Source organism: Klebsiella sp. 2-CIP_Kleb. (assembly GCF_050378715.1).
In the GTDB taxonomy this organism is placed as follows: domain Bacteria; phylum Pseudomonadota; class Gammaproteobacteria; order Enterobacterales; family Enterobacteriaceae; genus Klebsiella; species Klebsiella quasipneumoniae.
Genome location: NZ_JBNRLG010000001.1, coordinates 919,253 through 944,626 on the forward strand (window position 1 = coordinate 919,253; position 25,374 = coordinate 944,626).

23 protein-coding genes are annotated in these 25,374 nt (G+C 58.9%); 12 read left to right on the top strand and 11 right to left on the bottom strand.

The annotated features are described in order from the left end of the window. Positions 1-7: 7 nt before the first annotated feature. Entirely contained in the window at positions 8-997 is a 990-nt protein-coding gene (gene tdcB / locus ACQUTP_RS04585; RefSeq protein ID WP_004203265.1) for a bifunctional threonine ammonia-lyase/L-serine ammonia-lyase TdcB, read from the bottom strand. Positions 998-1,090: 93 nt separating this feature from the next. Then, a complete protein-coding gene (gene tdcA, locus ACQUTP_RS04590; protein ID WP_004203266.1) occupies positions 1,091-2,029 on the bottom strand; it encodes a transcriptional regulator TdcA in 939 nt (312 codons plus the stop codon). Positions 2,030-2,226: 197 nt separating this feature from the next. Between tdcA and ACQUTP_RS04595 the strand changes: the two genes are divergently transcribed. The 6 genes from ACQUTP_RS04595 (at position 2,227) to ACQUTP_RS04620 (ending at position 7,527) form a co-directional block, all read left to right on the top strand. Next, on the top strand, positions 2,227-2,349 hold the full coding sequence (locus ACQUTP_RS04595; RefSeq protein ID WP_032447029.1) for a hypothetical protein: 123 nt from the start codon (positions 2,227-2,229) through the stop codon (positions 2,347-2,349). 437 nt (positions 2,350-2,786) lie between these two features. Further along, positions 2,787-3,875 carry an ABC transporter ATP-binding protein gene (locus ACQUTP_RS04600; RefSeq protein ID WP_017899866.1) on the top strand — a complete coding sequence of 363 codons (1,089 nt, stop codon included), beginning with the start codon at positions 2,787-2,789 and terminating at the stop codon, positions 3,873-3,875. Next, positions 3,868-4,497 (top strand): ABC transporter permease, encoded by a 630-nt coding sequence (locus ACQUTP_RS04605; protein ID WP_004203268.1) that lies wholly within the window; start codon positions 3,868-3,870, stop codon positions 4,495-4,497. The genes ACQUTP_RS04600 and ACQUTP_RS04605 overlap by 8 nt, the downstream gene beginning before the upstream one ends. Beyond that, entirely contained in the window at positions 4,497-5,165 is a 669-nt protein-coding gene (locus ACQUTP_RS04610; protein WP_004203269.1) for an ABC transporter permease, read from the top strand. Before ACQUTP_RS04605 ends, ACQUTP_RS04610 begins: the two co-directional genes overlap by 1 nt. Positions 5,166-5,225: 60 nt before the next feature. Beyond that, positions 5,226-6,125, top strand: a complete 900-nt coding sequence (locus tag ACQUTP_RS04615; protein WP_032456285.1) for an ABC transporter substrate-binding protein — start codon at positions 5,226-5,228, stop codon at positions 6,123-6,125. Between the two features lie 58 nt (positions 6,126-6,183). Then, positions 6,184-7,527, top strand: coding sequence for an LLM class flavin-dependent oxidoreductase (locus ACQUTP_RS04620; protein WP_223171748.1), 1,344 nt, complete (start codon positions 6,184-6,186; stop codon positions 7,525-7,527). Positions 7,528-7,574: 47 nt separating this feature from the next. Here the strand turns inward: ACQUTP_RS04620 and ACQUTP_RS04625 are convergent, their stop codons facing one another. From ACQUTP_RS04625 to ACQUTP_RS04635, 3 genes are all read right to left on the bottom strand, one after another. Further along, complete coding sequence (locus tag ACQUTP_RS04625; RefSeq protein ID WP_080846922.1) at positions 7,575-8,375, bottom strand: phosphate/phosphite/phosphonate ABC transporter substrate-binding protein; 801 nt, start codon at positions 8,373-8,375, stop codon at positions 7,575-7,577. Then, positions 8,368-9,354, bottom strand: coding sequence for a fatty acid desaturase (locus tag ACQUTP_RS04630; protein ID WP_074384497.1), 987 nt, complete (start codon positions 9,352-9,354; stop codon positions 8,368-8,370). The genes ACQUTP_RS04625 and ACQUTP_RS04630 overlap by 8 nt, the downstream gene beginning before the upstream one ends. Positions 9,355-9,428: 74 nt before the next feature. Next, complete coding sequence (locus ACQUTP_RS04635; RefSeq protein ID WP_032456290.1) at positions 9,429-10,637, bottom strand: ROK family transcriptional regulator; 1,209 nt, start codon at positions 10,635-10,637, stop codon at positions 9,429-9,431. A 214-nt stretch (positions 10,638-10,851) separates the two neighbouring features. Between ACQUTP_RS04635 and ACQUTP_RS04640 the strand changes: the two genes are divergently transcribed. The 5 genes from ACQUTP_RS04640 to ACQUTP_RS04660 are packed head-to-tail and all read left to right on the top strand — an operon-like array spanning position 10,852 to position 15,880. Then, complete coding sequence (locus ACQUTP_RS04640; protein ID WP_017899870.1) at positions 10,852-12,096, top strand: extracellular solute-binding protein; 1,245 nt, start codon at positions 10,852-10,854, stop codon at positions 12,094-12,096. A gap of 9 nt (positions 12,097-12,105) precedes the next feature. Further along, a complete protein-coding gene (locus ACQUTP_RS04645; protein ID WP_004203285.1) occupies positions 12,106-13,014 on the top strand; it encodes a carbohydrate ABC transporter permease in 909 nt (302 codons plus the stop codon). Next, entirely contained in the window at positions 13,004-13,843 is an 840-nt protein-coding gene (locus tag ACQUTP_RS04650; RefSeq protein ID WP_285755185.1) for a carbohydrate ABC transporter permease, read from the top strand. Before ACQUTP_RS04645 ends, ACQUTP_RS04650 begins: the two co-directional genes overlap by 11 nt. Before the next feature lie 2 nt (positions 13,844-13,845). Further along, entirely contained in the window at positions 13,846-14,808 is a 963-nt protein-coding gene (locus tag ACQUTP_RS04655; protein ID WP_004203288.1) for a carbohydrate kinase family protein, read from the top strand. Next, positions 14,795-15,880: an ABC transporter ATP-binding protein gene (locus ACQUTP_RS04660; protein WP_017900187.1), complete on the top strand. Its 1,086-nt coding sequence runs from the start codon at positions 14,795-14,797 to the stop codon at positions 15,878-15,880. Before ACQUTP_RS04655 ends, ACQUTP_RS04660 begins: the two co-directional genes overlap by 14 nt. Positions 15,881-15,941: 61 nt before the next feature. Here the strand turns inward: ACQUTP_RS04660 and ACQUTP_RS04665 are convergent, their stop codons facing one another. The 6 genes from ACQUTP_RS04665 to ACQUTP_RS04690 form a co-directional block, all read right to left on the bottom strand. Continuing rightward, positions 15,942-16,688 (bottom strand): proteasome-type protease, encoded by a 747-nt coding sequence (locus ACQUTP_RS04665; protein WP_080846925.1) that lies wholly within the window; start codon positions 16,686-16,688, stop codon positions 15,942-15,944. Between the two features lie 16 nt (positions 16,689-16,704). Next, positions 16,705-17,520 carry a transglutaminase family protein gene (locus tag ACQUTP_RS04670; protein WP_017900188.1) on the bottom strand — a complete coding sequence of 272 codons (816 nt, stop codon included), beginning with the start codon at positions 17,518-17,520 and terminating at the stop codon, positions 16,705-16,707. Next, the gene (locus tag ACQUTP_RS04675) at positions 17,517-18,446 is read right to left on the bottom strand and encodes an alpha-E domain-containing protein (protein WP_002910835.1); all 930 of its coding nucleotides are present in this window, start codon (positions 18,444-18,446) and stop codon (positions 17,517-17,519) included. The genes ACQUTP_RS04670 and ACQUTP_RS04675 overlap by 4 nt, the downstream gene beginning before the upstream one ends. Further along, a complete protein-coding gene (locus tag ACQUTP_RS04680) occupies positions 18,440-19,879 on the bottom strand; it encodes a circularly permuted type 2 ATP-grasp protein (protein ID WP_004180417.1) in 1,440 nt (479 codons plus the stop codon). Before ACQUTP_RS04680 ends, ACQUTP_RS04675 begins: the two co-directional genes overlap by 7 nt. A 286-nt stretch (positions 19,880-20,165) precedes the next feature. Further along, a complete protein-coding gene (locus ACQUTP_RS04685; RefSeq protein WP_004203292.1) occupies positions 20,166-21,557 on the bottom strand; it encodes a carbohydrate porin in 1,392 nt (463 codons plus the stop codon). A gap of 100 nt (positions 21,558-21,657) precedes the next feature. Beyond that, complete coding sequence (locus tag ACQUTP_RS04690) at positions 21,658-23,016, bottom strand: glycoside-pentoside-hexuronide (GPH):cation symporter (RefSeq protein WP_048295079.1); 1,359 nt, start codon at positions 23,014-23,016, stop codon at positions 21,658-21,660. A gap of 512 nt (positions 23,017-23,528) precedes the next feature. On the opposite strand from ACQUTP_RS04690, the gene ACQUTP_RS04695 reads away from it, so the two are divergent. After that, positions 23,529-25,271, top strand: coding sequence for an alpha,alpha-trehalase (locus tag ACQUTP_RS04695; protein WP_080846926.1), 1,743 nt, complete (start codon positions 23,529-23,531; stop codon positions 25,269-25,271). The last annotated feature ends 103 nt before the right edge of the window (positions 25,272-25,374 follow it).

The window sequence follows — 25,374 nt, forward strand, 5'->3', positions numbered from 1 at the left end:
TATTGAATTAAGCGTCAACAAAACCCGTAATTTGCGAGACCCGCGAGAGATCGATATTGCCGCCGGAAATCAGGCTGACCGTTTTGCGGTTCTGGATATAGCTGTCTAATTTGCCGCTTAATAACGCGGCGCAGGCCAAGGCCCCGGCCCCTTCGGTGATCACTTTATTGCGCTGAATTAAGGCGACCATGCTCTGGCGAATGTCGTCCTCACTGACGAGGACGATGTCATCCACCAGCTGGCGGGCGATTTCATAGGTCAGTTTCCCCGGGCGGGCGACATCGCAGCCATCGGCTAAAGTGCCGGCGTGGCGATGGCTGGTGATCTCTCCGGCGTACCAGGAGGCGGCCATACCGTGAACATTCTCCGACTGCACGCCGATAATACGGATCGTCGGGTTAATGGATTTAATCGCAATCGCGATGCCGGCAATTAAGCCACCGCCGCCAATCGGCACGATGACATTATCCACGTCATACAGATCTTCTAATATTTCGAGACCGATGGTGCCCTGCCCGGCAATAACCTGCGGGTCGTCATAGGGGGGAATAAAAATACGGCCTTCAAGTTCAACAATATCGCTGGCTTTGGCGAGGGTATCGTTAAAATTATCGCCATGCAGCACCACCTCCGCCGAATAATCGCAGGTGGCGGCGACTTTCGATTTCGGCGCCCCTTTCGGCATCACCACTTTCCCGTCAATGCCGAGCATGGCGCAGGAGAGCGAGACGCCCTGGGCGTGGTTGCCCGCTGAGCAGGCCACCACCCCTTTGCGTTTTTCCGCCGCGGTTAACCCGCTGAGCTTATTAAAGGCGCCGCGAATTTTAAATGAGCCCGTGCGCTGCATATTTTCGAATTTAAGAAATATTTCCCCCTTGCAGCGTTCGCTAAAATAATTCGAGCGCGGCATACCCGTTTTATATATCTTTCCTGCCAGGCGTTGTTTCGCTTCGAGAATATCGTTAATCGATACCGGAAGATCGTAGGTAATATGCATGATGGCCTCTGTTTCTTAAGATAAAGTCAATAACCGGGCGTCATCCTGCTGATAACAGCGAGGATGGGTGTTGGGTTATTTAATAACTATCAGTCAGGCAATTTCTATTGGCTGCCAGTGGCGGTTGCCCTGCCCCGATGAATACTGTTTCGCCATCTCCACCAGCGACGCCGCCGCGGTTTTCAGCCGGTAATTTTTCGACCACACCGCCGCATAGCGCGCCACCGGCAAGGCCTCTTTAATGGGGATGGTGACAAACTGGCTCGAGCCGAACGGCGTGGTCATGTCGCAGGGAATGACCGTCAGAAAATCGGCATTGAGCACCAGGTTATAGATCGTCACCACCGAATCGGTATTGACGATATTTTCGCGGCGGATGCCGCTGCGCTGCAGGGTGGTCAGCAGTTCGCTGTAGTAACCCATATTGGTCTCCGGCAGCACCCACTGCTCGTGCTGGAGCGAGGCCAGGCGGACGGTGCCGTTGCCGATCCGCGCCCGGTTCGCCACCAACACAAACTCAGACTCAAACAGCGGCTCGACGTGCAGGTCCTGCAGCTTCATCTCATCGCTCAGCGTCCCGATGGCGAAGTCGAGGCGGCCGTCGCGGATTGCCGGCAAAAAGGCGGAGAGCTGCGCCTCATACATTGAGACCCGCGCCTTGGGGAAGGTCATTTTGAACTGATGCACCATCTCCGACATAAAGGTAAACCCCACCAGCGAGGGGAAACCAAAGGAGACATCCACTACCGTGCTGTTGGTCAGGGCATTCATTTCATTGACCATATTTTTCATTTCACGGGTGATTGTCTCTGACCAGTTAAGAAATACCTGCCCGGCCTCGGTGAGCGAGACGCCGGTATTTCGCCGAACGATTAACTCGCTGCCAAAATAGCTTTCCATGTCGCCAATGATTTTACTGACCGCCGGCTGAGTGAGTCCTAACGCTTTTGCTCCAGCCCCGATTGACCCGCTGCGGATCACTTCCTGGAAAACCACCAGATGCTGAGTTTTAGGCAGAGAAAAAGTATTCATCACGTCTCGCTTTCATTCCTTTGTTGACGGCGGAAAGTGTAACAAATCGCGATCACCGGGTTATGTGAGAGCTCTCACAAAGGCTCCGCCGCGGCGGATGAGCAAGAGTCACAAGTCAGAATAAATAAATTAAAATCAATACATTAAAAGCATCATGAACGCTATTTGCACGCCTTTTGTCGTGACCGAATGCGGGGATAAAAATAATTGATGGCAATAACATCGACGGCAGAATGGCGATAAAAAATACGCCTTTTGCACGCTATTTAACCAACGCTGTCAGGGTGAGAAGAGAGCCGAAAATTAAATTAATGCTGTAAAGAATAAAAAGCAGACGTAATCAACGCCCTTATTTAACGACAAGTCGGTTTGGCATCACATTTTATCTGCGGCGGGCGGGAAAAGGGCACAGGCACTATTTACATCAAAGAAACATTATATTCACAATTTAGTTTTTCTTGTGCGGCGGACGGTACGGCTTTTTCCGCCCTATCGCAGGCGGTCATACTTTGATTAAAATCAACCCTGGTAATTTATTTTTTACGGTGGCCGCTTGAGAGTCATTTGTGTTGCCGATCACAAATCCATAAAACAACCTTCCGGCTTTTCTTCCACCGCAACTGATTAACCAGCTTTTCACTATGCAAATGCAAATAACGTATTTGCCCTCCCCGCAGGCGCTCTGTAGTTTGAGCCAGGATCCCGGCGCTACTTTATCCGGGTCAGGACTTTATTATTCAGAGTGTTGAATTCCACCATGATTAAATTAACGCATCTTTGCAAAACCTACCCAGGCAGCGCCCAGCCGGCCATTCGCAACCTCAGTCTGGATATTGATCATGGCGAATTCTGCACCTTCGTCGGCCCGAGCGGCTGCGGAAAAACGACTATCCTGCGCATGATTAACCAGCTGGATATTCCCGACAGCGGCGACGTCTATATTCAGGGCGTCCGCCTCGCTGACGCTGATATTATCCAGGTCCGCCGCCAGATCGGCTTCGTGATGCAAAGCGCCGCGCTCTTTCCCCATCGTACCGTGGCGCAAAATATCGCCACCGTACCGCGGCTGGCGGGCTGGAGCAAAGCGCGGATCCGCGCGCGCATTGACGAACTGGTGGCGCTGATGTCGCTCGACAGCCATCTGCTGCACCGCTATCCGCATCAGCTCTCCGGCGGCCAGCAGGGACGCGTAGCCATCGCCCGCGCCATCGCCGCCGATCCGCCGATTTTACTGATGGATGAGCCCTTCGCCGCCATCGACCCGGTGGTCCGTGAACGCCTCCAGGACGAGCTGTTGCTGTTGCAGCAGCGGCTGCAGAAAACCATTGTACTGGTGACCCACGACATCAATGAAGCGATCCGTCTCGGCGATAAAATCGCCATTTTCCAGGAAGGCGGCGTGCTGGCGCAGTTTGATACCCCCGACCGTATTCTGGCCCACCCGGCAAGCGAGTTCGTGCGCCGCTTTATTGGTCCGGAACCCAATCTGAAGCGGCTGGGCATGATACAGGTCGGCCAGCTGCCGCGTCACGATGTCCCCCTGCTCGACGAAGCGCTAACGCCGATCGCCAGCGCCCATCCACCGCTGGCCAGCCCGCTGCGCCTGGTGCTTGACCGCCAGCGACGCCCGCTGCACTGGTTTGATCCGCTGCGAGGTCTCACCCTGCCGGTGGAGCGCCCGCTCGCCAGCAGCCACAGCCTGCGTTTTGCCTATAGCGCGCTGCTCGACGTGGCGACCGGCGTGCTGGTGCATGTGGATGGCGAAGGACAATACCAGGGGGCGGTGTCTCACGCCCTGCTGCAGCAAGTGCTCGACGGCGCGGTGGGAGTGAGACCTCATGATTGACTGGGGCTGGGTTATCGATAACCGCGCGATGATCGGCGATCTCCTCTGGCAGCATGCGCGGATGGTCCTGCTGGCGCTACTTTTCGGCTCCCTGCTCACCGGCGGCCTGTTAGCCATTACCCTGCGCTGGCCCGCGACGGCGCAGCCGCTCATCACCCTTTGCGGCGTGCTGTTTACCATTCCCTCGCTGGCGCTATTTATTTTATTGCTGCCGTTTACCGGGCTGTCGCTGACTACCTCGCTGATTGGCCTGACGCTGTACTCGTTGCTGATCCTGTTGCGCAACATGCTGGCCGGCATAGAAAAGCTGCCACAGGCGGCGCTGGAGTCGGCGCGGGCGCTCGGCTACACCCGGGGATTCCGCTTCTTCGATATCGAGCTGTGGCTGCTGCTGCCCTCCTTGTTTGCCGGGCTGCGCATTGCCTCGGTAACGCTGGTCGGCCTGGTCACCGTCACCGCGCTGATCGGCCAGGGCGGGCTGGGACAGCTGCTGCTGGCGGGTTTTAATCAGGACTTTCTGACGCCGATTATCGTAAGCCTGGTCCTGAGCCTGCTGCTGTCGCTGGTCTTTGACGGGCTGATCGCCCGTCTCGGCGACTGGCTAACGCCGTGGACGAAATGATGACACTGCTTCTCGCCACCTTTCACTGGTTGACCCAGCCGGAGCACTGGCTGGGCGACGAGGGCATCCTGCTGCGCCTGGGCCAACACCTTTATTACGTGCTGGTCAGCATGGCCGTGGCCTGCGCCATTGCCCTGCCGCTTGGTATCGCCCTGGGCTACTGGCGCAAAGGCGCCTTCGTGGTGATCAACCTGTTTAATCTTGGCCGCGCCATCCCTTCGTTAGGGCTGATTTTATTATGCATCATCGTTTTTGGCTTTAACGATATCCCGGTGCTGGCGGCGCTTATCGCGCTTTCTATTCCGCCGATTCTCACTAACACCTGGGTGGGGATTTATCACGCCGACCGCCCGCTGTGCGATGCGGCCATCGCGCTGGGCATGACCCCCTGGCAAAGCCTGTGGCAGGTGCGGATCCCGCTGGCGGCGCCGCTGATCCTCGCCGGAGTGCGCACCGCGCTGGTTCAGCTTATCGCCACGGCGGTGGTCGCAGCCTATGCCGGTCTGGGCGGGTTGGGACGATTTCTGATCGACGGACTCGGGCAACGGGATATCCCGCAGGTGATCGGCGGCTCGCTGGTGGTTTCCCTGCTGGCGATAGGCGGCGAACTGCTTTTCGCCCGCTGCGCCGGCCGCCTGGTTCATCGCCGTATTGCCGCGCCTTATTAGCGTGACACTGACATGACCCCAGCGCCTGGCGCTGATTAACCTGAAAATAAAAGAGGTATTATGAAGCAATTATTTGGCAAGGCCGTCACCGCCCGTCGATTTCGTCTCTCGTTGCTGGCCGCCGGGCTGTTCAGCCTGAGCGTTTACACCTATGCCGCCAGCGTCACGGTGGGCGGGGCCAACTTTACCGAAAGTTCCATTCTCGCCAACATCTACGCCAGCGCGCTAAAGAAAAATCATATCGAGGCCAACACCCGTCTCAACCTCGGCAACCGGGAAATTATTATTCCGGCGCTGCAGAGCGGTGAGATCGATATCGTTCCGGAATATCTTGGCGCCCTGCTCAATTTCTATAACGGCAAAACCGAGGCCACCAGCCAGCAGGACGTCAGCGCTGAGTTGGCTCAGGTCCTGCCTGCCGATTTCACTCTGTTGAACCCGGCCCCGGCCACCTCGATCACCGCCTGGGCGGTACGTGCCGAGACCGCGGAGAAATACCATCTGCGCACCCTCTCCGACCTGAAGCCCGTCGCCCCGCAGCTGGTGATCGGCGGACCGCCGGAGCTGGCGGTACGCGCCCTGGGCCTGCCGGGGCTGAAACGCGTCTATGGTCTTGAGTTCAAAGCGGTGAAATCGCTGGACATGGGCGGGCCGCTGACCCGGCTGGCGCTCAATTCGGGCAAAATCGATGTCGCGACGGTCGTCTCCACCCAGGGCAATCTGGCGAAGGAGAAATGGGTGGTTCTGGAAGATGATAAACATGAGCAACCGAGTCAGAACGTGGTGCCACTGGTGCGCAAAGCCAGTCTGACGCCGGAGATCGGCGCCGTGCTCAATGAGGTCTCCGGCAAACTGGACAATGCCACGCTGATTGCCCTCAACCAGCAGGTAGATCTTCAGCATAAAGATCCAGCGGCCGTCGCCGACCAGTGGGTTAATGCCAACCTATCCCAACACTGACCTTCACTCCGCCACGGATGGCGTTCAGCCGCGAGTCCACGCTATGTCTACCCGACACATGATCCTGAACCTGTTCTTTTATAACCCACAGGGGGATTACCGTTTCTCCTGGCGTCACCCTGACGCGCCTGAAGCGGACATATTTACCCTCAACTATTACGCCAGTCTGGCGCGCAAGGCCGAAGCGGCGACCCTCGACGCTATCTTTGTCGCCGACCATATCGCGGTGTGGGATACGGTGCCCAGCGGCCTGACCCACTACGCCAACGCCCGGCTTGAACCCCTGACGCTGCTCTCCGCCCTCGCCGCGGTGACGGAGCATATCGGCCTGATGGCCACCGCGTCCACCTCCTATAACGAACCCTATAACCTGGCTCGCTACTTTGCCTCGCTGGATTTGCTCAGCAATGGCCGGGCAAGCTGGAATGTGGTCACGTCGTGGCTGGAAGAAGAAGCAGCAAACTTCGGTCTGGAGCAGCTTCCCCGCCACGGCACGCGCTACCAGCGGGCCAATGAATTCATCGACGTGGTCACTCGCCTGTGGGATTCCTGGGAAGATGGCGCGGCGATCTTCGATAAAGCGCGCGGATTATTTGCCGATGCCGATAAGGTGCATCATCTCGAGTATCAGGGCGAGTACTTTCGCGTGCGCGGCCCGCTCAACGTCCCTCGCCCGCCGCAGGGCCATCCACTGCTGGTGCAGGCCGGCTCTTCGGAAGCAGGGAAAGCGCTGGCCGCCGCCTGGTCCGATATGCACTTCGTGTTTATTCACTCGATCGCCGAGGGGCTGGCCTATCGCGAAGAGATGAATCAACGGCTGCGCCAGCACGGGCGCGATCCGGCCCATTTCAAAATCATCGCCGGGGTCCTGCCGGTGGTGGTGAACTCCGACGAGGAGAAGGCGGCCCGCCAGCAGCTTAACGAACAGCTGATGAGCGACCAGATGGCTATCGATCTGCTCTCCTCTTATCTTCGAATGGATCTCAGCGCCCTGCCGAGGGACCAGCCCCTGCCGCCGCTCCCTGATGAAGAGAGCTTTGACGGCATCCGTACCGCGCTGAAGCTTATCCGCCAGTACGATCCGCGGCTCACTCTGCTGGAGTTGGGGAAGTTGTTATTACAGAGTTCTGATAGCTGGCTGCTGCTGGGCAGCGCCGAGGAGATTGCCGCCACCTTAACGGAGACCTGGCAGGCGGGCGCCGCCGATGGGTTCAACCTGATGTTCCCGCTGCTGCCGGGAGACTTTGACCGCTTTGTTGACCAGGTGGTGCCGCTTCTGCAGCGTAACGGCGTCATGCGTGACCGCTATCCGCCCGGCACCCTGCGTGAAAAGCTCGGTCTGCCGGCGGTGGCAAACCGCTTCACCGCCCCTTCCCGCCCCGCGTTACCGCCGACGCCGTAGTCTGCCATGACCCGCCCCGGCGCAGATCGCTGGCCGGGGCATTTTACCTATAGCTGGCTGACTCCCTGCGCCGCGGCCTCATCCCGCCACGCCAGCAGCGGAGCATAGGCCTCCCGCGACATATCGCTATAGCCGCAGATCAGCAAGGCGTCGCACAGGGAACGATAGCGCGCATCGCTCACTAACTGCTGGAGCGCTTCGCGCAGGCTGTTCAGCGTCGCCGCCGGGGTGGCGCCGGCAGTGATCAGCGGCAGCCCTGGCGCGTCCGGGCTCCAGCCGATCGCCACCAGTCCTGCCAGGGCCTGCGGCTGATGTCGCTGCAGCAGAGCGTAGGTCACACAGTCGATGGCGGCGATATCGGCGTTTTCCTGCTGCAGCTCGCGCAGCGATTGCCGATGGCTGCCGCTAAACACCACAGCCGAAAAAAATCGCCCCTCCCGCGAGAGCGGCGCGACCATTTTGCGCAGCACGTTGTAGCCGGACTGCGAGTGCTCGGCATTGCACACGGCCCGGCGGCCAAAAAAGTCCGCCAGCATCCGGTGACTATCCGCTTCGCGGACCACCAGCAGGCTGCGGTAGCGGCGCCCTTCGCAACCGGGCGCGGCGTAGTGGAAGCAGCCCACCGTCTGCACCTCCGGCAGCTGGGTCACCAGCGGATAGCCACAGGTCTGACTCAGCAACAGCCTCGGCTGACGCCAGTGGGCCAGCAGATCCTCGGGGTCATCCGCCGGCGGGTCCCCCGCCACCATCACGCCGCGTTCGGCCAGCAGCGACTGTACCGCCTGCCACAGAGCCTGGGTCTGTTGACGGTGGATGGCATACATCGGAAAGGTCATGCGTTCAGCCATGTTCTCCTCCCGCCTGCGCCTGCTCGCCAAAGCCCGGATGGGCGTTCACCGCCACCGCCCGGCGGCTAAAATGGCGTCGCCACTCACCGTACCCACGCACCAGGAACCCCTGATTACGCTGCAGATAGGCCGTCTGGCGATGCAGATACAGCTGACGTAAAGCGTACCAGGGAACCCCTGGCAGGTCATGATGCACCGCATGGTAGTTGAGATTGAGGAACAGCACTCGCCAGGGGAGCCCGGCCTCGTTGATCACCGAGCGGGCCAGCGGGTCATCCGCGGCCCGGTGTTCGAGAAAAGAGCGCACTTTGGTCAGGGCCAGCGCCGGGTAGCTCACCGCCAGCACAAACCACAGCGGGGATAAACCCTGCGCCGCCATCCAGGCCAGCAGGCCCGTCAGCAGCAACAGATGCAGGCTCCACATGGCGATGGCGCGGTGGTCGCCCTCGCGGAAAGCCCGCAGCGCGCTGCGCAGGGTGTGAACGATATCCATCAGCGGCGCCAGCAGCAGACGCCCCCAGAAGGTATTGCGCAGGTGGATAAGGCGGCGCTGCCAGGCTGAGAAACGCTGCCAGCTTTCCGCGGTCACGTAGTACGATTCGGGATCATCCTCGGGGTGCGTCAGCAGATGGTTGCGATGGTGCGCCAGATGGCTGTCGCGATAGACGCCATAGGGATACCAGACCGCCAGCGGCAGCGTCCCCAGCAGCTGGTTAAACCATGCCAGCCGGGTGGGATGCCCATGGATCAGCTCATGCTGTAAGGACATATACCAGGCGGTAAACCAGATCAGCAGCAGCGTGGCCGGAAACAGGCCCAGCGTCCGCCAGCCCGCCACGCAGGCAAACCAGCCGCCGTAAACCGTCACCAACAGCAGCCAGGTCGGCAGCTCGCTGCGCCACAGCCAGCTGCGCGCCAGCTGGCGGATCAGGATGCGCTGTTGGTCATCCACATAGACAGCCGTCTTCTTTTCCGTCACTTCCGATACCTTGCCGTGTTGCCTCATTCCCTCCGAAGATGTGAGATAACACGTTAAATAACAAAGTATTTAATTTACTTAGCTTTGCCAAAAAGCGCGTTTGTATTTACCGCTTTCATCAACACCTGAAACTGCGGATTAAATTCGTCAAAGATCGGCAGCGCAGCGGCGCCCAGCGCGGCGGTATCGGTGCCGGTCATCCCCATTTTGACACGCTGGGCCGGCAGGTAACGCCCGCGGACGGACTGATACAGCGGCGGCAGACGCGCCAGCACTCTCTCCAGCAGCGGGGCGGGCATCATGCCGCCCACCACTACCGTCTCGGCATCGAAGACGCACTCCAGCAAATTGATCGCCTGACGCAACGGCGCCAGGATGCTCGTGATCCACTGGTCGAAAAGCGCAGCGTCCACCGACAGCAGATCCTCCGGCAGGGCGCGATAGGGATCGAGTCCGCAAAACTCATAGGCCGCCTGCAGGGAAACATAGCGCTCAAGACATCCCTCATTCCCGCAATAGCAAGGGCGACCATTCGGCGCGACCACAATATGCCCGACCTCGCCGGCGTTATGAGCATGGCCGGTATACACATGACCATCGGTAAAAATTCCGGCGCCCAGACCGGTGCCTATGTAGAGATAGACAAAGGAGTTGAGCTGCCGCGCCACGCCGTGAAAGCGTTCGCCAATGGCGGCCACCGTGGCGTCGTTTTCGAGGGTCACCGGCAGGCCGCTCAGTCGCCCGAGCTCCGCCGCCACGTCGACCCCTTCCCAGCCGTTAAGCGTCGTGGGTCCCGTCGACGAAATCCCTTCCACGCCAAAGGGCCCCGGCATCACAACCCCCATCCCCAGCACCCGCGACCAGTCCAGCGCCGGCAGCGCACGGATCTCATCCAGCACCTCAGCGAGGCGGGCAAAGGTCGCACCAGGCTGGGGCTTTTGCACCAGAATGAGTCGGCGAAAATGGACCTCGCCAGTCAGATCCACCAGCACCACAATCAGCGTCTGATGATCAAGATGGATGCCAATCGACCAGGCGCTGGCGGGATTGAGGCTCACCGGCACCGCTGGCTGTCCCCGGCCGCTGGCGCGCCGCGGTTGGTGGCTGGTCAGGATATCCATCTGCTCCAGCTCCGCCACAATATTCGACACGGTCTGCGGGGTCAGCGCGGTCAGCCGCGCCAGCTCGGCGCGGGTCAGCTCGCCATGTAAACGCACCGCCTCAATGATCACCCGGCGGTTATGCACCCGGGCATGTTCAAGGTTTGTACCTGATGTTTTCATCGTTTCCCTTCCAGGCTGGACTGGTGAAATTTTAGCCGGCATCACAGATCTGACAACGACCCGCGCAGGCGAGCCTTCGCGATGGCATACCCTTTGCTACGCTTAGTCCCAGGGCCACTCGGGAGATGTTGCCGATAGTGTCGCCCTGATTAAATCAATCAAATTGATTTAATAAATCATAACCCCTTTCAGTACAGCACAGCGGAGAGCAAAGATGAAATACCACAGCGCACTACGGGTCAACGCCTGTCTGCTGGCGATGCTCGTTATCAGTGGGAGCGTCAGCGCAGCGACCCAGATTAATGCCCTGTTTATGACCCAGGCGGCCTATAGCGAAAACGACATTCGCGCGATGACCAGCGATTTCGAAAAGCAACATCCTGATGTGAAGGTCAACCTCGAATTCGTTCCCTACGAAGCGCTGCACGACAAGATCGTCGCCGCCCGCGGCGCGGGGGGTAACGGCTACGACGTGGTGCTGTTCGACGCGATCTGGCCGGCGGAGTTTAGCCGCTTCGATCTGCTGCAGGATGTCTCTTCACGAATTGCCCCAGACGAGCGTGAGAAGATTTTCCCCGGGGCGATGAATACCGTGGTGTATCAAGGCAAAACCCTCGGCATGCCGTGGATCCTCGACACCAAATATCTGTACTACAACAAAGCCATGCTGGACAAAGCAGGGATCAAAACGCCGCCAGTCAGCTGGCAGCAGGTGATGGACGACGCTAAAGTGCTTAAGGACAAAGGGATCGTTAAATATCCGCTGGTGTGGAGCTGGTCGCAAGCGGAAGCGCTGGTCTGTGATTACACCACCCTCGTCTCCGGCTTCGGCGGGAGCTTCTACCAGAACGGCAAGCTCGATTTTTCGACGCCCGCCTCGCTGAAAGCGGTCACGCTGATGAAAACCTCGCTCGATCAGGGGCTGAGCAACCCGGCATCACGTGAATACCTTGAGGAGGATGTGCGTAAGGCTTTCTCCAATGGCGACGCCGCCTTTGCGCTCAACTGGACCTATATGTACAACATGGCCAACGATCCGAAACAGAGTAAAGTCGCAGGTGATGTTGGCATTGTCCCCGCCCCAGGCGATACCCCGGATAAACCCGGCGCTGTCAACGGTTCAATGGGGCTGGGCATCGCCAAAGCCAGTCAGCATTCGGAAGAGGCCTGGCAGTATATTCACTACCTCACCTCCCAGCCGGTACAGGACAAGTATGCCAAACTGAGCCTGCCGGTATGGAAAGCCTCGTACCAGGATCCTGCCGTTGCCAAAGGCCAGGAGAGCCTGATCGCCGCCGCCGACAAGTCGTTGAACGTGATGCTCTCTCGCCCCGAAACGGCAGATTACTCGCGCCTGTCAAACACCCTGCAACAGCAGCTTCAATCGGTACTGCAGGGTAAAGCCACGCCCGACGTCGCCCTCAAGGCGGTCGACACCAGCGCGGCCCGTCTGCGTTAAGGAGGCGTGATGCTGAGTCTGCAACGACGCGAGCATCGTCAGGCATGGGTGCTGTTAGCGCCCATGCTTATCGCGATGTTTATCCTCACTGCGTGGCCGCTGGCGCGCACCCTGTGGCTGAGTTTCACTGATACTGCGCTGGCGGGAAGCGGCGAGGCGACCCACTACGTCTGGCTGGATAATTATCTTTATGCCCTGACCGACCCGGACTTTCGCGCCGCCTTCGCGCGAACGCTCTATTTCACCGTGGTCTCGGTGGCGATTGAGGGGGCGATCGGCGTACTGGTGGCGCTGTTGTTGAATCAGCGTTTTGTCGGGCGTAATGTCCTGCGGGTGCTGGTGATCCTGCCGTGGGCGTTGCCGACGATCGTCAACGCCATGATGTGGCGGCTTAACTTTAATCCCGACTACGGCAGCGTTAACGCCCTGCTCAGCCAGCTGGGGCTGATTGACAGCTATCGCAGTTGGCTGGGCTCGCCGGATTCTGCGCTGCACGCGGTGATGCTGGCGGATATCTGGAAAAACTACCCGCTGGTCACTCTGCTGGTGCTGGCCGCGCTGCAGTCCGTCCCCGACGATCTGTACGAGGCGGCGCGGCTCGACGGCGCCTCCGCCTGGCGGCGCTTTCGCGCCATTACCTTTCCGGCCATTGTGGGCTCCCTTGGCGTCGCGCTGGTGCTACGCACCATTGATGCCTTCAAAGTGTTCGACATTATCTATGTTATGACCCGCGGCGGCCCGCTGGACAGTACCAAAACGCTGAGCTTTTTTGTCTATCAGGAGTCATTCAGCTATCTGCGCGCCGGCAGCGGCGCGGCCTACGCCATGCTGATGAGCCTGATGTGCGCCGTACTGATCGCCCTGTATCTGTTTTTGCTGCTGCGTCAGCGGCGCCGGAGTATTGATGATGAAGCGTAAAGGGTACATCGTGCTGCGTTACATGGCGGCGCTGGCGGTGGCGGTCTCGATCCTCGCCCCGATGCTGTGGCTATTTTTGATGAGCGTCAGCACCACCGCGGACCTCACCCGCGTCCCGCTGGCGTGGATCCCGCGGCAGTGGGACTTTAGCCGCTATGGCCATATGCTGTCGCTGGCCCCTGGCGAACCCGGGGCGCTGTTTCTCCCCGCGCTGGGCAACAGCGTGCTGGTGGCCGCTGGCGCGACGCTGGTCTCGTTGTTGCTGGCGATCCCCGCCGCCTTCAGCTTTTCTCGCTACCCCGGCCGCGACGGCTGGCTGTACGCCGGCCTCGGCATCTATATGGTGCCGCCCGTAGCCTTTGTGCTGCCGCTCTATTTCATTCTCGAACACTTTGGCCTGCTCAACACCCGAAGCGGACTGGTGCTGGTCTATTGCTCGCTGATCGTGCCGTTTCTGACGTGGATGGTAAAAAACCAGTTCGATACCCTACCGCAGGATATCGAACAGGCGGCACGGCTTGACGGTCTGCGCATCTGGCAAGTCTTGCTGCGCATCACCCTGCCGCTGGCGAAACCGATGCTTGGCGCCGCCGCGCTGTTCGGTTGGCTGCTGGCGTGGGATGAGTTTTTCTATGCGCTACTGTTTACCAGCAACCTCGCCGCCCAAACGCTGCCGGTGACCATCGCCGGCTTCACCGCCGGCCGCGCCACCGATGACGGACTGGTGGCGGCGGTAGGCATACTCGCCTCAGTCCCTCCGCTGCTGATTGCAATCTGGTTGCAAAAATCGCTGGTCAGTGGCCTCACCAACGGGGGAAGTAAAGGATAACTATGGATAACACCAGGACACCTGTGCTCTATATCGTGGGCAATTACAATATTGATTTAGTGATGGGAACCCTGCCCCACTGGCCCGCGCAGGGAACTGAGATGATGCTCGAGCACAGCGCTCTGCGGCCCGGCGGCTCTGCTGGCAACTGCGCGCTGGCCGCCGCCGCCATGCAGCTGCCGCACTGCGCGGTCGGCTGTCAGGGCGACGACGCGTTTACCCCGTGGCTGGCGGCACAGTTTCCCGGCGATAGCGCGCGCTGGCCGCAGTATCCCTGTGAAACCTCGCTGACGGTGGCGGTCACCCATCCCAACAAAGAGCGCTCGTTCCTCAGCAACCACGGACACATTACCCGCCTGACCGCCGGGGATGTGCTGGACCAGTTGCCTGCCGCCGCTGGCGAGGGCGATATCGTGTTGCTCTGCGGCACCTTTCTCTGTACCAGGCTGCTGTCCGACTATCCGCAGCTGCTCGCCACGCTCCGCCAGCGCGGGTTTACCCTTGCCGTCGATACCGGCTGGCCGCCCCAGGGCTGGAGCGACCCGCTGCGTCATGAGGTCGACCGCTGGCTGGGCGACTGCGACTGGCTGTTGCTCAACGACGTTGAAACCCAGCAGCTGGCCGCCCGCCCGACCCTCGCCGAAGCCGCCGCAGCCCTTGCGGCACGGCTCAGCGGCAGCGGCGGGTGCGTGGTGAAGCGCGGCGCTGACGGCGCGGACTGCTGGACGACCGACAGCCATCACCATGCGCCAACCCGGCCCGTCACCGTCATCGATACCATCGGCGCTGGCGACAGCTTTAACGCGGGCTTTCTTGCCGCGCTGCTAAGCGGTAAACCGGTGCCAGAAGCGCTGCGCTGGGGAAATACCGTCGCCGCGCAGGCGATCGGCACCTCCCCGCGCCGCTATCCCGACTGGCATACCCTGCAACATCACCTTGAGGAGGCCACCGATGGCCAGTGTTGAACTGATCGATGTCGCCAAGCGATACGGGAAACAGACGGTGCTCCAGCCGCTGGACCTCACCATCCCCGACGGCAGCTTTACCGTGCTGGTGGGCCCTTCCGGCTGTGGCAAGTCGACCCTGCTGCGCCTGCTGGCCGGTCTCGAAACGCTTTCCGGCGGCACCATTCTGATGAACCAGCGGCCGGTCAACGATCTGGATCCCGCCGACCGCGATGTGGCGATGGTCTTTCAGAGCTATGCGCTTTACCCCCACCTGACGGTGGCGGAAAATCTCGCCTTTCATATGCAGGTGAAAAAGGTGGATAAGCAGTTACAGAAAAGCAAAGTGCAGCAGGTCGCCAGCCTGCTGGGGATTGATAAACTGCTGGCTCGCTATCCGCGTGCGCTCTCCGGCGGCCAGCGCCAGCGGGTGGCGATGGGCCGGGCAATGGTCAGGAACCCGCAGGTTTTCCTGTTCGATGAGCCGCTGTCGAACCTTGACGCTCAGCTGCGGATGGAGCTACGCGCGGAGATCAAATCCCTGCACCAGCGCATCAATACCACCATGATCTATGTCACCCATGATCAGGTGGAGGCAATGACTCTGGCCGATCAGATTGTGGTGATGCGCGACGGGCAGATCGTCCAGCAGGGGGCGCCGCTGGCCATTTACGACCAGCCATGCAACACCTTCGTCGCCCGCTTTATCGGCTCCCCGCCGATGAACCTCCTGCCCGGTCAGCGAGACGTGCGCAATGGCCAGCCCGGCGTCGCCTGCGGCGCGCTGTGGTTTCCGCTGGCCGAACGCTGGCATCAGGCGGTGGCGAACCAGGGCGATGCCCCGTTGATTGTCGGCCTGCGCCCGCAGGATATTCTGCCGGATGCGCATGGCGCGCTGGCAACGGTAAACATTATGGAGGTGACGGGGGAGTCCACCCTGCTTCATCTCGACTGGCAGGGTTTTCCGGTGCATGTGCAGGTTGCCGGCAGGGTGGCGGTCGCGGCGCAGCAGACGCTGGGGCTGACTCTCCGCTGCGAGAGCCTGCATCTGTTTGATGCCGCCAGCGGCGAGCGGCTGGCGGAGACGCGTTAAGGGCGAAGGGAGCCGGTCATCATCCGTGTGGCCGGGCTCCGGGCGAGGTCGTATTCCAGGGCTACTCCCCTTCCCGCTCTGCTGGCGTCCAGGCCGGCAGAGTCTGGAAGGTGTGCAACAGCCCCCCGGACCACGCCTTGCGGATGCGGTTGAAGTAGGGATCGCTGTCGGTGATGCGATGCTGCCCGGCGCTGCTCAGGCTGCCGCTGCGGTAGAGCAGCGTATCCAGCGGCAGGCCAACGGACAGATTACTGCGCAGCGTCGAGTCAATGGAGATCAAGGCGCAGCACATCGCCTGCTCCAGCGGCGTATCGATGGTCAGCACCCGATCGATGATCGGCTTGCCGTACTTGCTTTCGCCAATCTGGAAATAAGGCGTGTCGCGGGTGGCTTCAATAAAGTTGCCCTCCGGATAAATATGGAACAGACGATGGGTTTCGCCGGCGATCTGGCCGCCAAGCAACAGGTTGCAGTTGAAGTTAGTATTACTGCAGTTTTGCTGGTTGCTGCTGTCGCGCTGGATCACCTCCAGCAGCGTTTTACCGATCAGCATGGCGGCGTCGTAGAGGGAAGTCACCTGCATCAGGTTCGGCTCCTGCTGGGTACGGATCCGCGCGCTGAGCAGGCTTATCACGCTCTGGGTGGTGGCCAGGTTGCCGGCGGATTGCAGCACCAGCACCCGTTCCCCTTCCTGATGGAAAACGTGCAGCTTTTTAAAAGTGGCAATATGGTCGACGCCCGCGTTGGTGCGGGAGTCGGAAGCAAACACCAGTCCATCCGCCAGGCACATGGCCACACAGTAGGTCATTGCGGTTATTCCCGTATTATTGCTGCTGCGCCTGCTGGCTGTGTTCGCGCACTTCAGCGTTGGTTAACATAATCTCCCCGCCGCCGCCCAGCCGGGTGCCCCGTACCGGGCAGGCGTCGAGATAATCCAGCCCAGTCGCCAGCCGCAGATGCTGATTCAGGCGACGGGTATTATTGGTGATATCAAACGACAGCCAACGGCCGTCGAGCCACACTTCCGCCCAGGCATGCATCGCGACATGCTGGGCGTTATCGCTGTAGACATAGCCGCTGACGTAGCGCGCCGGGATCTCCAGCGCCCGGCAGCAGGCGAGAAAAACATGGGTATGATCCTGGCACACGCCCTTCGCCCGGGCGAAGGCGTCGGCAGCGGAGTCCTGGACCTGGGTCGCGCCGGGGGAGTATGGCATTCTTAACAGCAGATCCGCCATCAGTTGATTCAAACTCTCTTCCGCCGCATCGGGACGATAGAGGCGCTGGGCGAACTCACGGATCGCCGTATCGGCGCGGGTCAGCGGCGTACTGCGCAGAAAAACCAGCGGCGACAGCAGCTCGGCCTCTTCATCACACGTCTCTTCCCCCTCGTCGGCGATATCGACAATCCCGCTGGCGCGGATGGTGATCTCTTTATGCGGGTTATCCAGCGTCAGCACATGCAGCACATTACCCCAGCCGTCGGTAGTGGTCACCGCCGCGCCGTCCGGCAGGGTCAGCGTCCAGGCGGTGATCGTCTGCCGTCCGGTGCTGCGCGGGGTCAGGCGCAGATACTGGGTGGAAAACTTCACTTCTTCATCGTAGCCATAGCGGGTGAGATGATCGATGACCAGTTTCATAAGGCCTCCAGATAGGTTTGTCTGATGCTGTCGGACAGGGCGTTAATTCTCGCCAGCAGTCCGTTAAGCGTGGTCTGCAGGTCCGCCTGCGCCAGGTCGTCACGGGTGCTGAAGCGCAGGTCAACGTTGAGCTGATGGGCGAGGCGCAGCGGCTGATAAGAGCGATCGTTGGCGATCTTCTCCAGTTCGCCCACCAGGTCGGCAATGCTGGCGCGCAGCGAACGTGGAATATCGTTACGCAGGATCAGCAGCTCCATCACCGTTTCGCGACTGACCGGCTGGCGGTAGAGGCTGTTGTAAGCTTCGCGGGCGCTGACCGCATTGAGCAGGGTATCCAGCCGGTAGTATTCGCGCACCGGGTCCGGATCGTTGGTCAGCTGTTGATCCTTAATCAGCAGCAGCTGGGTGGTGGCGAACGCGCGCTCGATCAGCGTGCCGATACCGATAAAACTCAGGGCGTCGTTGCGCAGCAGCGTGCCTATCACCGCTCCGCGAAACAGATGCACCCGCTCTTTCACCCACTCGAAAAAGCCGTCGCTCCCCAGTTCGCCCAGCCCCTGCTGGCGGAGGGTCCGCAGTTCGATGCGGGTGGCATTGATGCTCTCCCACACTTCGGCCGACAGACTGCCGCGCACCGCGTGCGCGTTGTTCCACGCCATCTCCACGCAGCTGTAAATACTGCAGGGGTTGTTGCCATCGAGGGCAAAAAAGTTGAGTAGATTGCTCATGGTAAAGCGGGCATGGCGCGCCTGAAACAGCTCGTGGGTCATTGACAAATTCAGCGGTAGCGCCAGATCCCGCGACTGCTGGCTGTGGCGGGGGATCATTGATAATTTCCAGGTCACGTCCAGCACCCGGGCGTAGCTCTCCGCCCGCTCAAGGTAGCGGGCCATCCAGAACAGTTCACTCGCCGTACGACTTAGCATGATGCGTCATCCTCCATCACCCAGGTATCCTTGGTTCCGCCGCCCTGCGACGAGTTGACCACCAGCGACCCTTCGGTCAGCGCCACGCGGGTCAGGCCGCCGGGCACCAGGCGCATCTCCTGTCCGGAAAGCACATAGGGGCGTAAATCGATATGCCGTGGCGACAGCCCTTCATCAACGAAGGTTGGGCAGGTCGACAGCGCAAGGGTGTCCTGGGCGATATAGTTGGCCGGATTGGCAAGCAGGCGCTGGCGGAAGGCCTCCCGCTCCTCTTTGGTGGAACGCGGGCCGACCAACATGCCGTAGCCCCCGGCGCCATGGACCTCCTTGACCACCATCAGCTCCAGATTGCTCAGCACGTAGCGCAGGTCCTCCGCTTTCCGACACTGCCAGGTGGGGATATTGCTGAGGATCGGCTGTTCGCCGAGGTAAAAGCGGATCATCTCCGGGACGTACGGATAGATCGATTTGTCGTCAGCCACCCCGGTGCCGATGGCGTTGGCCAGCACTACGCCGCCGGCGCGATAGACGGACAGTAGCCCCGGGACGCCGAGCATCGAATCGGCGCGGAAGGCCAGCGGGTCGAGCCAGGCGTCGTCGATGCGGCGATAAATCACATCCACCCGCCGCGGCCCCTCGGTGGTGCGCATATACACCGCGCCGTTTTTAATAAACAGATCGGCGCTTTCCACCAGCTCGACCCCCATCTGCTGCGCCAGGAAGCTGTGCTCGAAGTAGGCGCTGTTGAAGCGACCCGGGGTCATCACCACGACGCAGGGATCATCCACCAGCGAACTTTCGCGCAGGGTCTGCAGGAGGTAGCTCGGGTAGCGCTCCACCGGCGCAATGTGATGCTGCTCGAACATCTCCGGATAGAGGCGCATCATCATCTTACGGTTTTCGAGCATGTAGGAGACGCCGGACGGCGTGCGCAGATTATCCTCCAGCACGTAGTACTGACCGTCGTTATTGCGCACCATATCGACGCCGGTGATATGGGCATAGGTGTTGTTTGGCAGGTTGATGCCCTGCATGCACGGTTGATACTGCTCGTTGGCCAGCACCTGCTCGGCCGGTATCAGCCCCGCGCGCAGGATATTCTGTTCATGATAGATGTCATAGAGGAAAGCGTTCAGCGCTTTCACCCGCTGGCGAATGCCGCGGTCAATGCGCTGCCACTCCCCGGCGGGTATGATCCGCGGCACGCTATCAAACGGGATCAGCCGCTCGGTTCCCTCATCCTCGCCGTACACGTTAAAGGTGATGCCGATACGGTGAAAAAGCAGTTCCGCTTGCGCTTTTTTCTGCCGGATAGAGAATTGATCGGTGTTGCGAAACCATTGCCACCAGGCATTATAGTGCGGCCGCTGCTCACCCTGGGCGGTCAGCATCTCGTCATAATAATGCCCGTCAGGAAGCGTTATTTTTATCATGGCCGTCTCCTCCGGTTGTACTCACTTTGTGGTAATCCCGATAAGAGATAAGCATTAATTATGCCAGGTCACACAGCGCGTCGGCGCAGCGTTACGCTGTGAGGCCATAGCCCTGAATTGATTAAAAAACAACCAGACACTTTGCTTATTTGTGGGCGGTTGTTAGCGTTAAACGCACCAGTTTGGGGCAAGTGGATTCACGGGACGCTGAGGCTTCGCGAGCCACGCCGCGTAGCGACAGGCGGCTGAATAGCACAGAGCCTGCGCTGTGCAGGCTCTGTGTTGCTCAGAAGAAATACTTGAAGCGCAGCCGGCCGCCATAGCGGGAGTCTTCCTGGCCGTCGCCGTTGTTTGGGTTGGATTCAATCCATGATGCGTAGGCCCCAAGATAGATGTTGAAGTTCTTCATATTCATTACGTTCGGAAACAGGTACGACGCATGGATTGTGTGGATATCATAGTTGCCCGGATCGGCGATCCAGCAATTATCGTCGCAGTTAGCGATAAAATCAGCGGTGTTAAAGCTGTCGATTTTGTTATGCGCGTAAATGTAGCCCAGCTCAAAACCGTGCCACAGGGAGTTAACGCCCGCGGTAAAGTCAGTCTCATCTTCGGCATCCATATAAGCGACGTTAAGGTTGGTCACCACGCCGTCCTGCGGATCGGTTTTTTGCCCATTCCACGTCATCGTATAGCCATAGCCGGTACGGCTGGACTGGTCGACCCAGCGTCCTTTCGCATCGTGATAGCCATAGGCGTTATTTACCACGTTGCTTTCCATGGCGATGGCAGTGGAGAAGCGCCCGCTGTTCCACGCGATAACCGGGCGCAAATAGGCCACATTTTTCTCATTTTCCAGTGCGGTGCCATGATACTGCTGGTCCTGGAATAGCGTGCTGCCGTTCTCCAGCAGGGTATTCAGTTCGAAATACCAGTTATCAAGGGTTTTGCTCATCAGGAAGTTGCCGCCGCTGTTGCTCCGACCGCGCCCTTCCTTCATCATGTAAATATAGCCGTAGCCATCACTGTACAGATCGTTGGCGGTGTTCCCGGAGTATTCCACGAACGTATCCTGATTCAACGGGAACATATCGTAGGCTTCGAAACGACCAACCTTCACCTTCCAGTCGTTCTCCTGGCCAAAAAAGAATACCGCATCATCAAGATTCATTTTGCCGTTCAGGTCGGCCAGCGGCTGGACGGAAAAACCGGCAAAACGGCCATTATCCATTTTGCGCATGCCGTCAAAACCTAACAGCAGGCGGCCATTAATATCCCAGCGTTCATTATTGCCCGGCGCCCAGTCTTTATTTGCCGTGGTTTTTACCGAAGTCAGGCTCCCGCTGCTGCTGGCGCCATCCATGTTAAATTCGACATCACCATAAAATTTGATATCCCCATAGCCGGACAGCGTTAGTGTTGTCGGCTCCGCGCCCGGTGCGACGGGCTCGGCGGACTCCACTTTGACAGTTGGCGTGCTTTTCGCCACCACGCTCTGCTGTCGGGTTAAGGTCTGGATTTTCGCTTCCGCATCGGCCGCTCGTTGCTCAGCATTTATTACGCGCTGTTCCAGCTGCGCTAAACGTTTTTCAATATCCGTCGGGTGATTATTCGCCGCGGCCCAAAGGCCAGAGGAGAACAGGCCACTCATAATCAGAGCCATATAGTTTACTTTCATTATTAACATCCCTAATTACATTGTTATATGTTTCATCCAGGGTATAGCCGGGCTATCCAGGGAATTACCTGCATAGCCCTCTTAATACAGCGTGGGATATTCAGGATTCGGCGAAAGTGCCGTGTTTTAAATCATCAACGATGCCGTTCATTCTGTTTTCCGTTAAGCCGTAGAATTTAATCGAGACGGCGGTAAGCACATAAAACACGGAAGGGACCAGAGTAAACAACAGCACCACGCCCTGCACCGCTGAAGCCGACTGCACCGTGGTGTTAGCGGCGTAATGGAAATAGGCCAATATCCAGCCGAGGATGGCCCCGCCGACGGCGACGCCCAGCTTGATGACAAAGATATTTGCTGCGACATTCATACCGGTAATACGCCGCTGGGTTTTCCATTCGCCATAGTTATTCACGTCGGTAATCATCGACCACTGTAACGCGCCGTTGCCGCCCTGAATGATAGAAATCAGAATATGCACGCCGAGCACCGCAATCCAATATTGTACCGGGACGATAAAGCAGACCACGCCCAGCGCGGCGGTGAGAAGATTAATCCAGAAAGAGAATCGGACCTTACAAAAGCGCGTCCCGAAGGGCTTGGCCAGCACCGAACCCAGCATGGAGGCAAACATACCGCCGAGCATGAATATGGTAATCACGTCGGCGCCTTTATGCAGGACGCTGTTAACATAATAGACGACGGCGCCACCGCGAATTACCACGGCGACCAGCATCATAAAATTGTAAACGGAAAGAATACGCCACTGATCGTTACGAAATAGTATTTTCACGTCCCGCGCGATGTTCAGGTTCTGTTCTTTAATCGGCTGCACGCGTTCTTTAGTCGTGGCGAAACAGGTGATAAACATCAGGCAGCCGATAACGCCAAACAGGGCCATCGAGACCTGAATACCGGTCGCGCGATCGCCGGGATAGAGAAAATCAGCCAGCGGTAAAATAAAGGCAGTACCGAGCGCGCCGCCGATTGGAGTGATAGCAAAACGCCAGGACTGCAGCGAGAGGCTTTCGCGCGGATCGGAGGTCAGCGCCGCGCCCAGCGAGCAGTATGGAATATTAATCGCCGTATACATCAGTGTCATAAATATATAAGCCGCCACAGCGTAGGCGATTTTTCCGGAGTCGGAAAAGGAGGGAATGGAATACACCAGCACGCAGCTCACCGCAAAAGGCACGCAGATCGCCAACAGCCAGGGGCGAAAGCGGCCCCAGCGGGTTGAGGTGGCGTCAGCAATCGCGCCCATAATCGGATCGGTAATCGCATCCAGCAGACGCACCAGCAAAAACATCGTCCCCATTACGGCGGGCGGCAGGCCATAAATATCGGTATAAAAATAAGCCAGAATAGCCACAGACGAGTCAAATACGATGTGACTGGCTGCGTCCCCCAGGCTATAACCTATTTTCTCTCTGACAGAAATTTTGTCGCCAGCAGACATACACCACTCCTTTATGCAAAATGAAACCGGTTTCTGTAGTGTCTGCATTTTTTACTTATCCGCTATGCGCGGCGCCATTATGTTTTTTTATTAATTATTTATGTTTTTTAATTTATGTGATCCTGCCAGCCTTCAGTCATATTAATCCCGGTATTTTTGCCTGACAGATCACAGCCTTCATCCGTTGCGCAATTTTTAAAATGCGATAAATACGAACCTTATTGTTACAGATAAACATCCGTTCTTTTTTCGGATGCCGCTATCGAATAGCGCTTATTATTTACCCAGAAACATTCACAACAAAAATAACACCAGCCAGCATTTATATAATTAAGGATATAATATTGGGATGAGCAGAATTGTGCCGCCTGGATAGCGACCGGTGAGCGGTAAATTCTCTGTTTTAGCGCAAAATGTTAGCTTCGACACGCACAGCGGCGGATATTCGTCTATGGTTTTCTGATGGCCAAATGCAGTGGCACATGAGTCTGCAATGATAAGGAGAACAATCCATGACGAGTCCCTTTTCCCGTCGCCCCGCTACCCTGCCTTATGCTCTTCGTCTGGCGCTAGGGGGTGCGTTTATCGCCCTGGCGACGCTGACCGCAGAGGCTGAAGAAACCCGTCAAATCCCGCAATCACCCGATATCCTGCTCGGTCCGCTGTTTAATGATGTGCAAAGCGCGAAACTGTTTTCTGATCAGAAAACGTTCGCTGACGCCATTCCGAACAGCGATCCGCTGATGATCCTTGCCGATTACCGGATGCAAAAAAACCAGGCCAGCTTCGACCTGCGTCACTTCGTTGAGCTGAACTTCACGCTGCCGAAAGAGAACGACGCCTATGTGCCGCCCAAAGGGCAAACCCTGCGTCAGCATATCGACGGCCTGTGGCCGGTCCTGACCCGCAGCACCGTCGAGGTGGAAAAGTGGGACTCGCTGCTGCCGCTGCCTAAGCCCTACGTGGTCCCCGGAGGACGCTTTCGCGAAGTCTATTACTGGGACAGCTATTTCACCATGCTGGGTCTTGCCGAAAGCGGTCACTGGGATAAAGTCGAAGATATGGTCGCCAACTTCGCTGCGGAAATTGACACCTGGGGCCATATCCCCAACGGTAACCGCACCTATTACCTCAGCCGTTCGCAGCCCCCCTTCTTCTCCTTTATGGTAAGCCTGCTGGCGACGCACGATGGCGACCAGGTGCTGAAAACCTACCAGCCGCAGCTGGAGAAAGAGTATCGCTACTGGATGGCCGGGGCGGACGCGCTGGCACCCGGCAGCGCCGACAAACGGGCGGTGCGGATGGCGGATGGCGCGCTGCTCAACCGCTACTGGGACGATAACGACACCCCACGCCCCGAGTCCTGGCTTGACGACGTCAAAACCGCCAAAAGCAACCCGAATCGTCCGGCCACCGAGATCTATCGCGACCTGCGCTCCGCCGCCGCTTCCGGCTGGGATTTCAGCTCCCGCTGGATGGACAATCCGCAGCAGCTCGCCACCATTCGCACCACCTCGATTATCCCGGTCGATCTCAATGCCCTGATGTTCCATCTGGAGAAAACCCTCGCCCGCGCCAGTAAAGCAGCGGGGGACAGCGCCGGCGCTACCCGGTACGACGCGCTGGCCAACGCCCGCCAGCAGGCTATCGAGAAATACCTGTGGAATGAAAAAGAGGGTTGGTACGCCGATTACGATCTGAAAACCCACAAGGTGCGCAATCAGCTGACCGCCGCGGCGCTGTTCCCGCTGTACGTCAATGCCGCGTCGCGCGAGCGAGCGACGAAAGTGGCGGCCGCCGCCGAGTCGCGGCTGCTCAAACCCGGCGGGCTGACCACCACCACCGTCAACAGCGGCCAGCAGTGGGACGCCCCCAACGGCTGGGCGCCGCTGCAGTGGGTGGCCGTCGAGGGGCTGCAAAACTATGGTCAGCAGAAGATCGCCATGGAGGTCACCTGGCGCTTCCTGACCAACGTGCAGCATACCTATGACAGCAAGCAAAAGCTGGTGGAGAAGTATGATGTGAGTTCGACCGGCACCGGGGGCGGCGGTGGGGAATATCCATTGCAGGACGGCTTTGGCTGGACCAACGGCGTCACCCTTAAGATGCTGGATCTGATCTGCCCGCAGGAGAAACCCTGCGATGCGCTGCCTGCTACCCGTCCGGCGACAACGCCTTCACCGCAGGACAAACCTGTTGCGGCGCCCGCGGCTAACGACCCCGCCCCTGCGGAACCGCAAAAGACCGGCTCCTGACACTTTGCCGCCCCCTACCAAAATCGGTAGGGAGAAGCGGTCTCCCTGGTCACTACCGTCCCGCGCAGGCCCATTCTGCGGCTCGCGGGAAACCCTTCTCCAT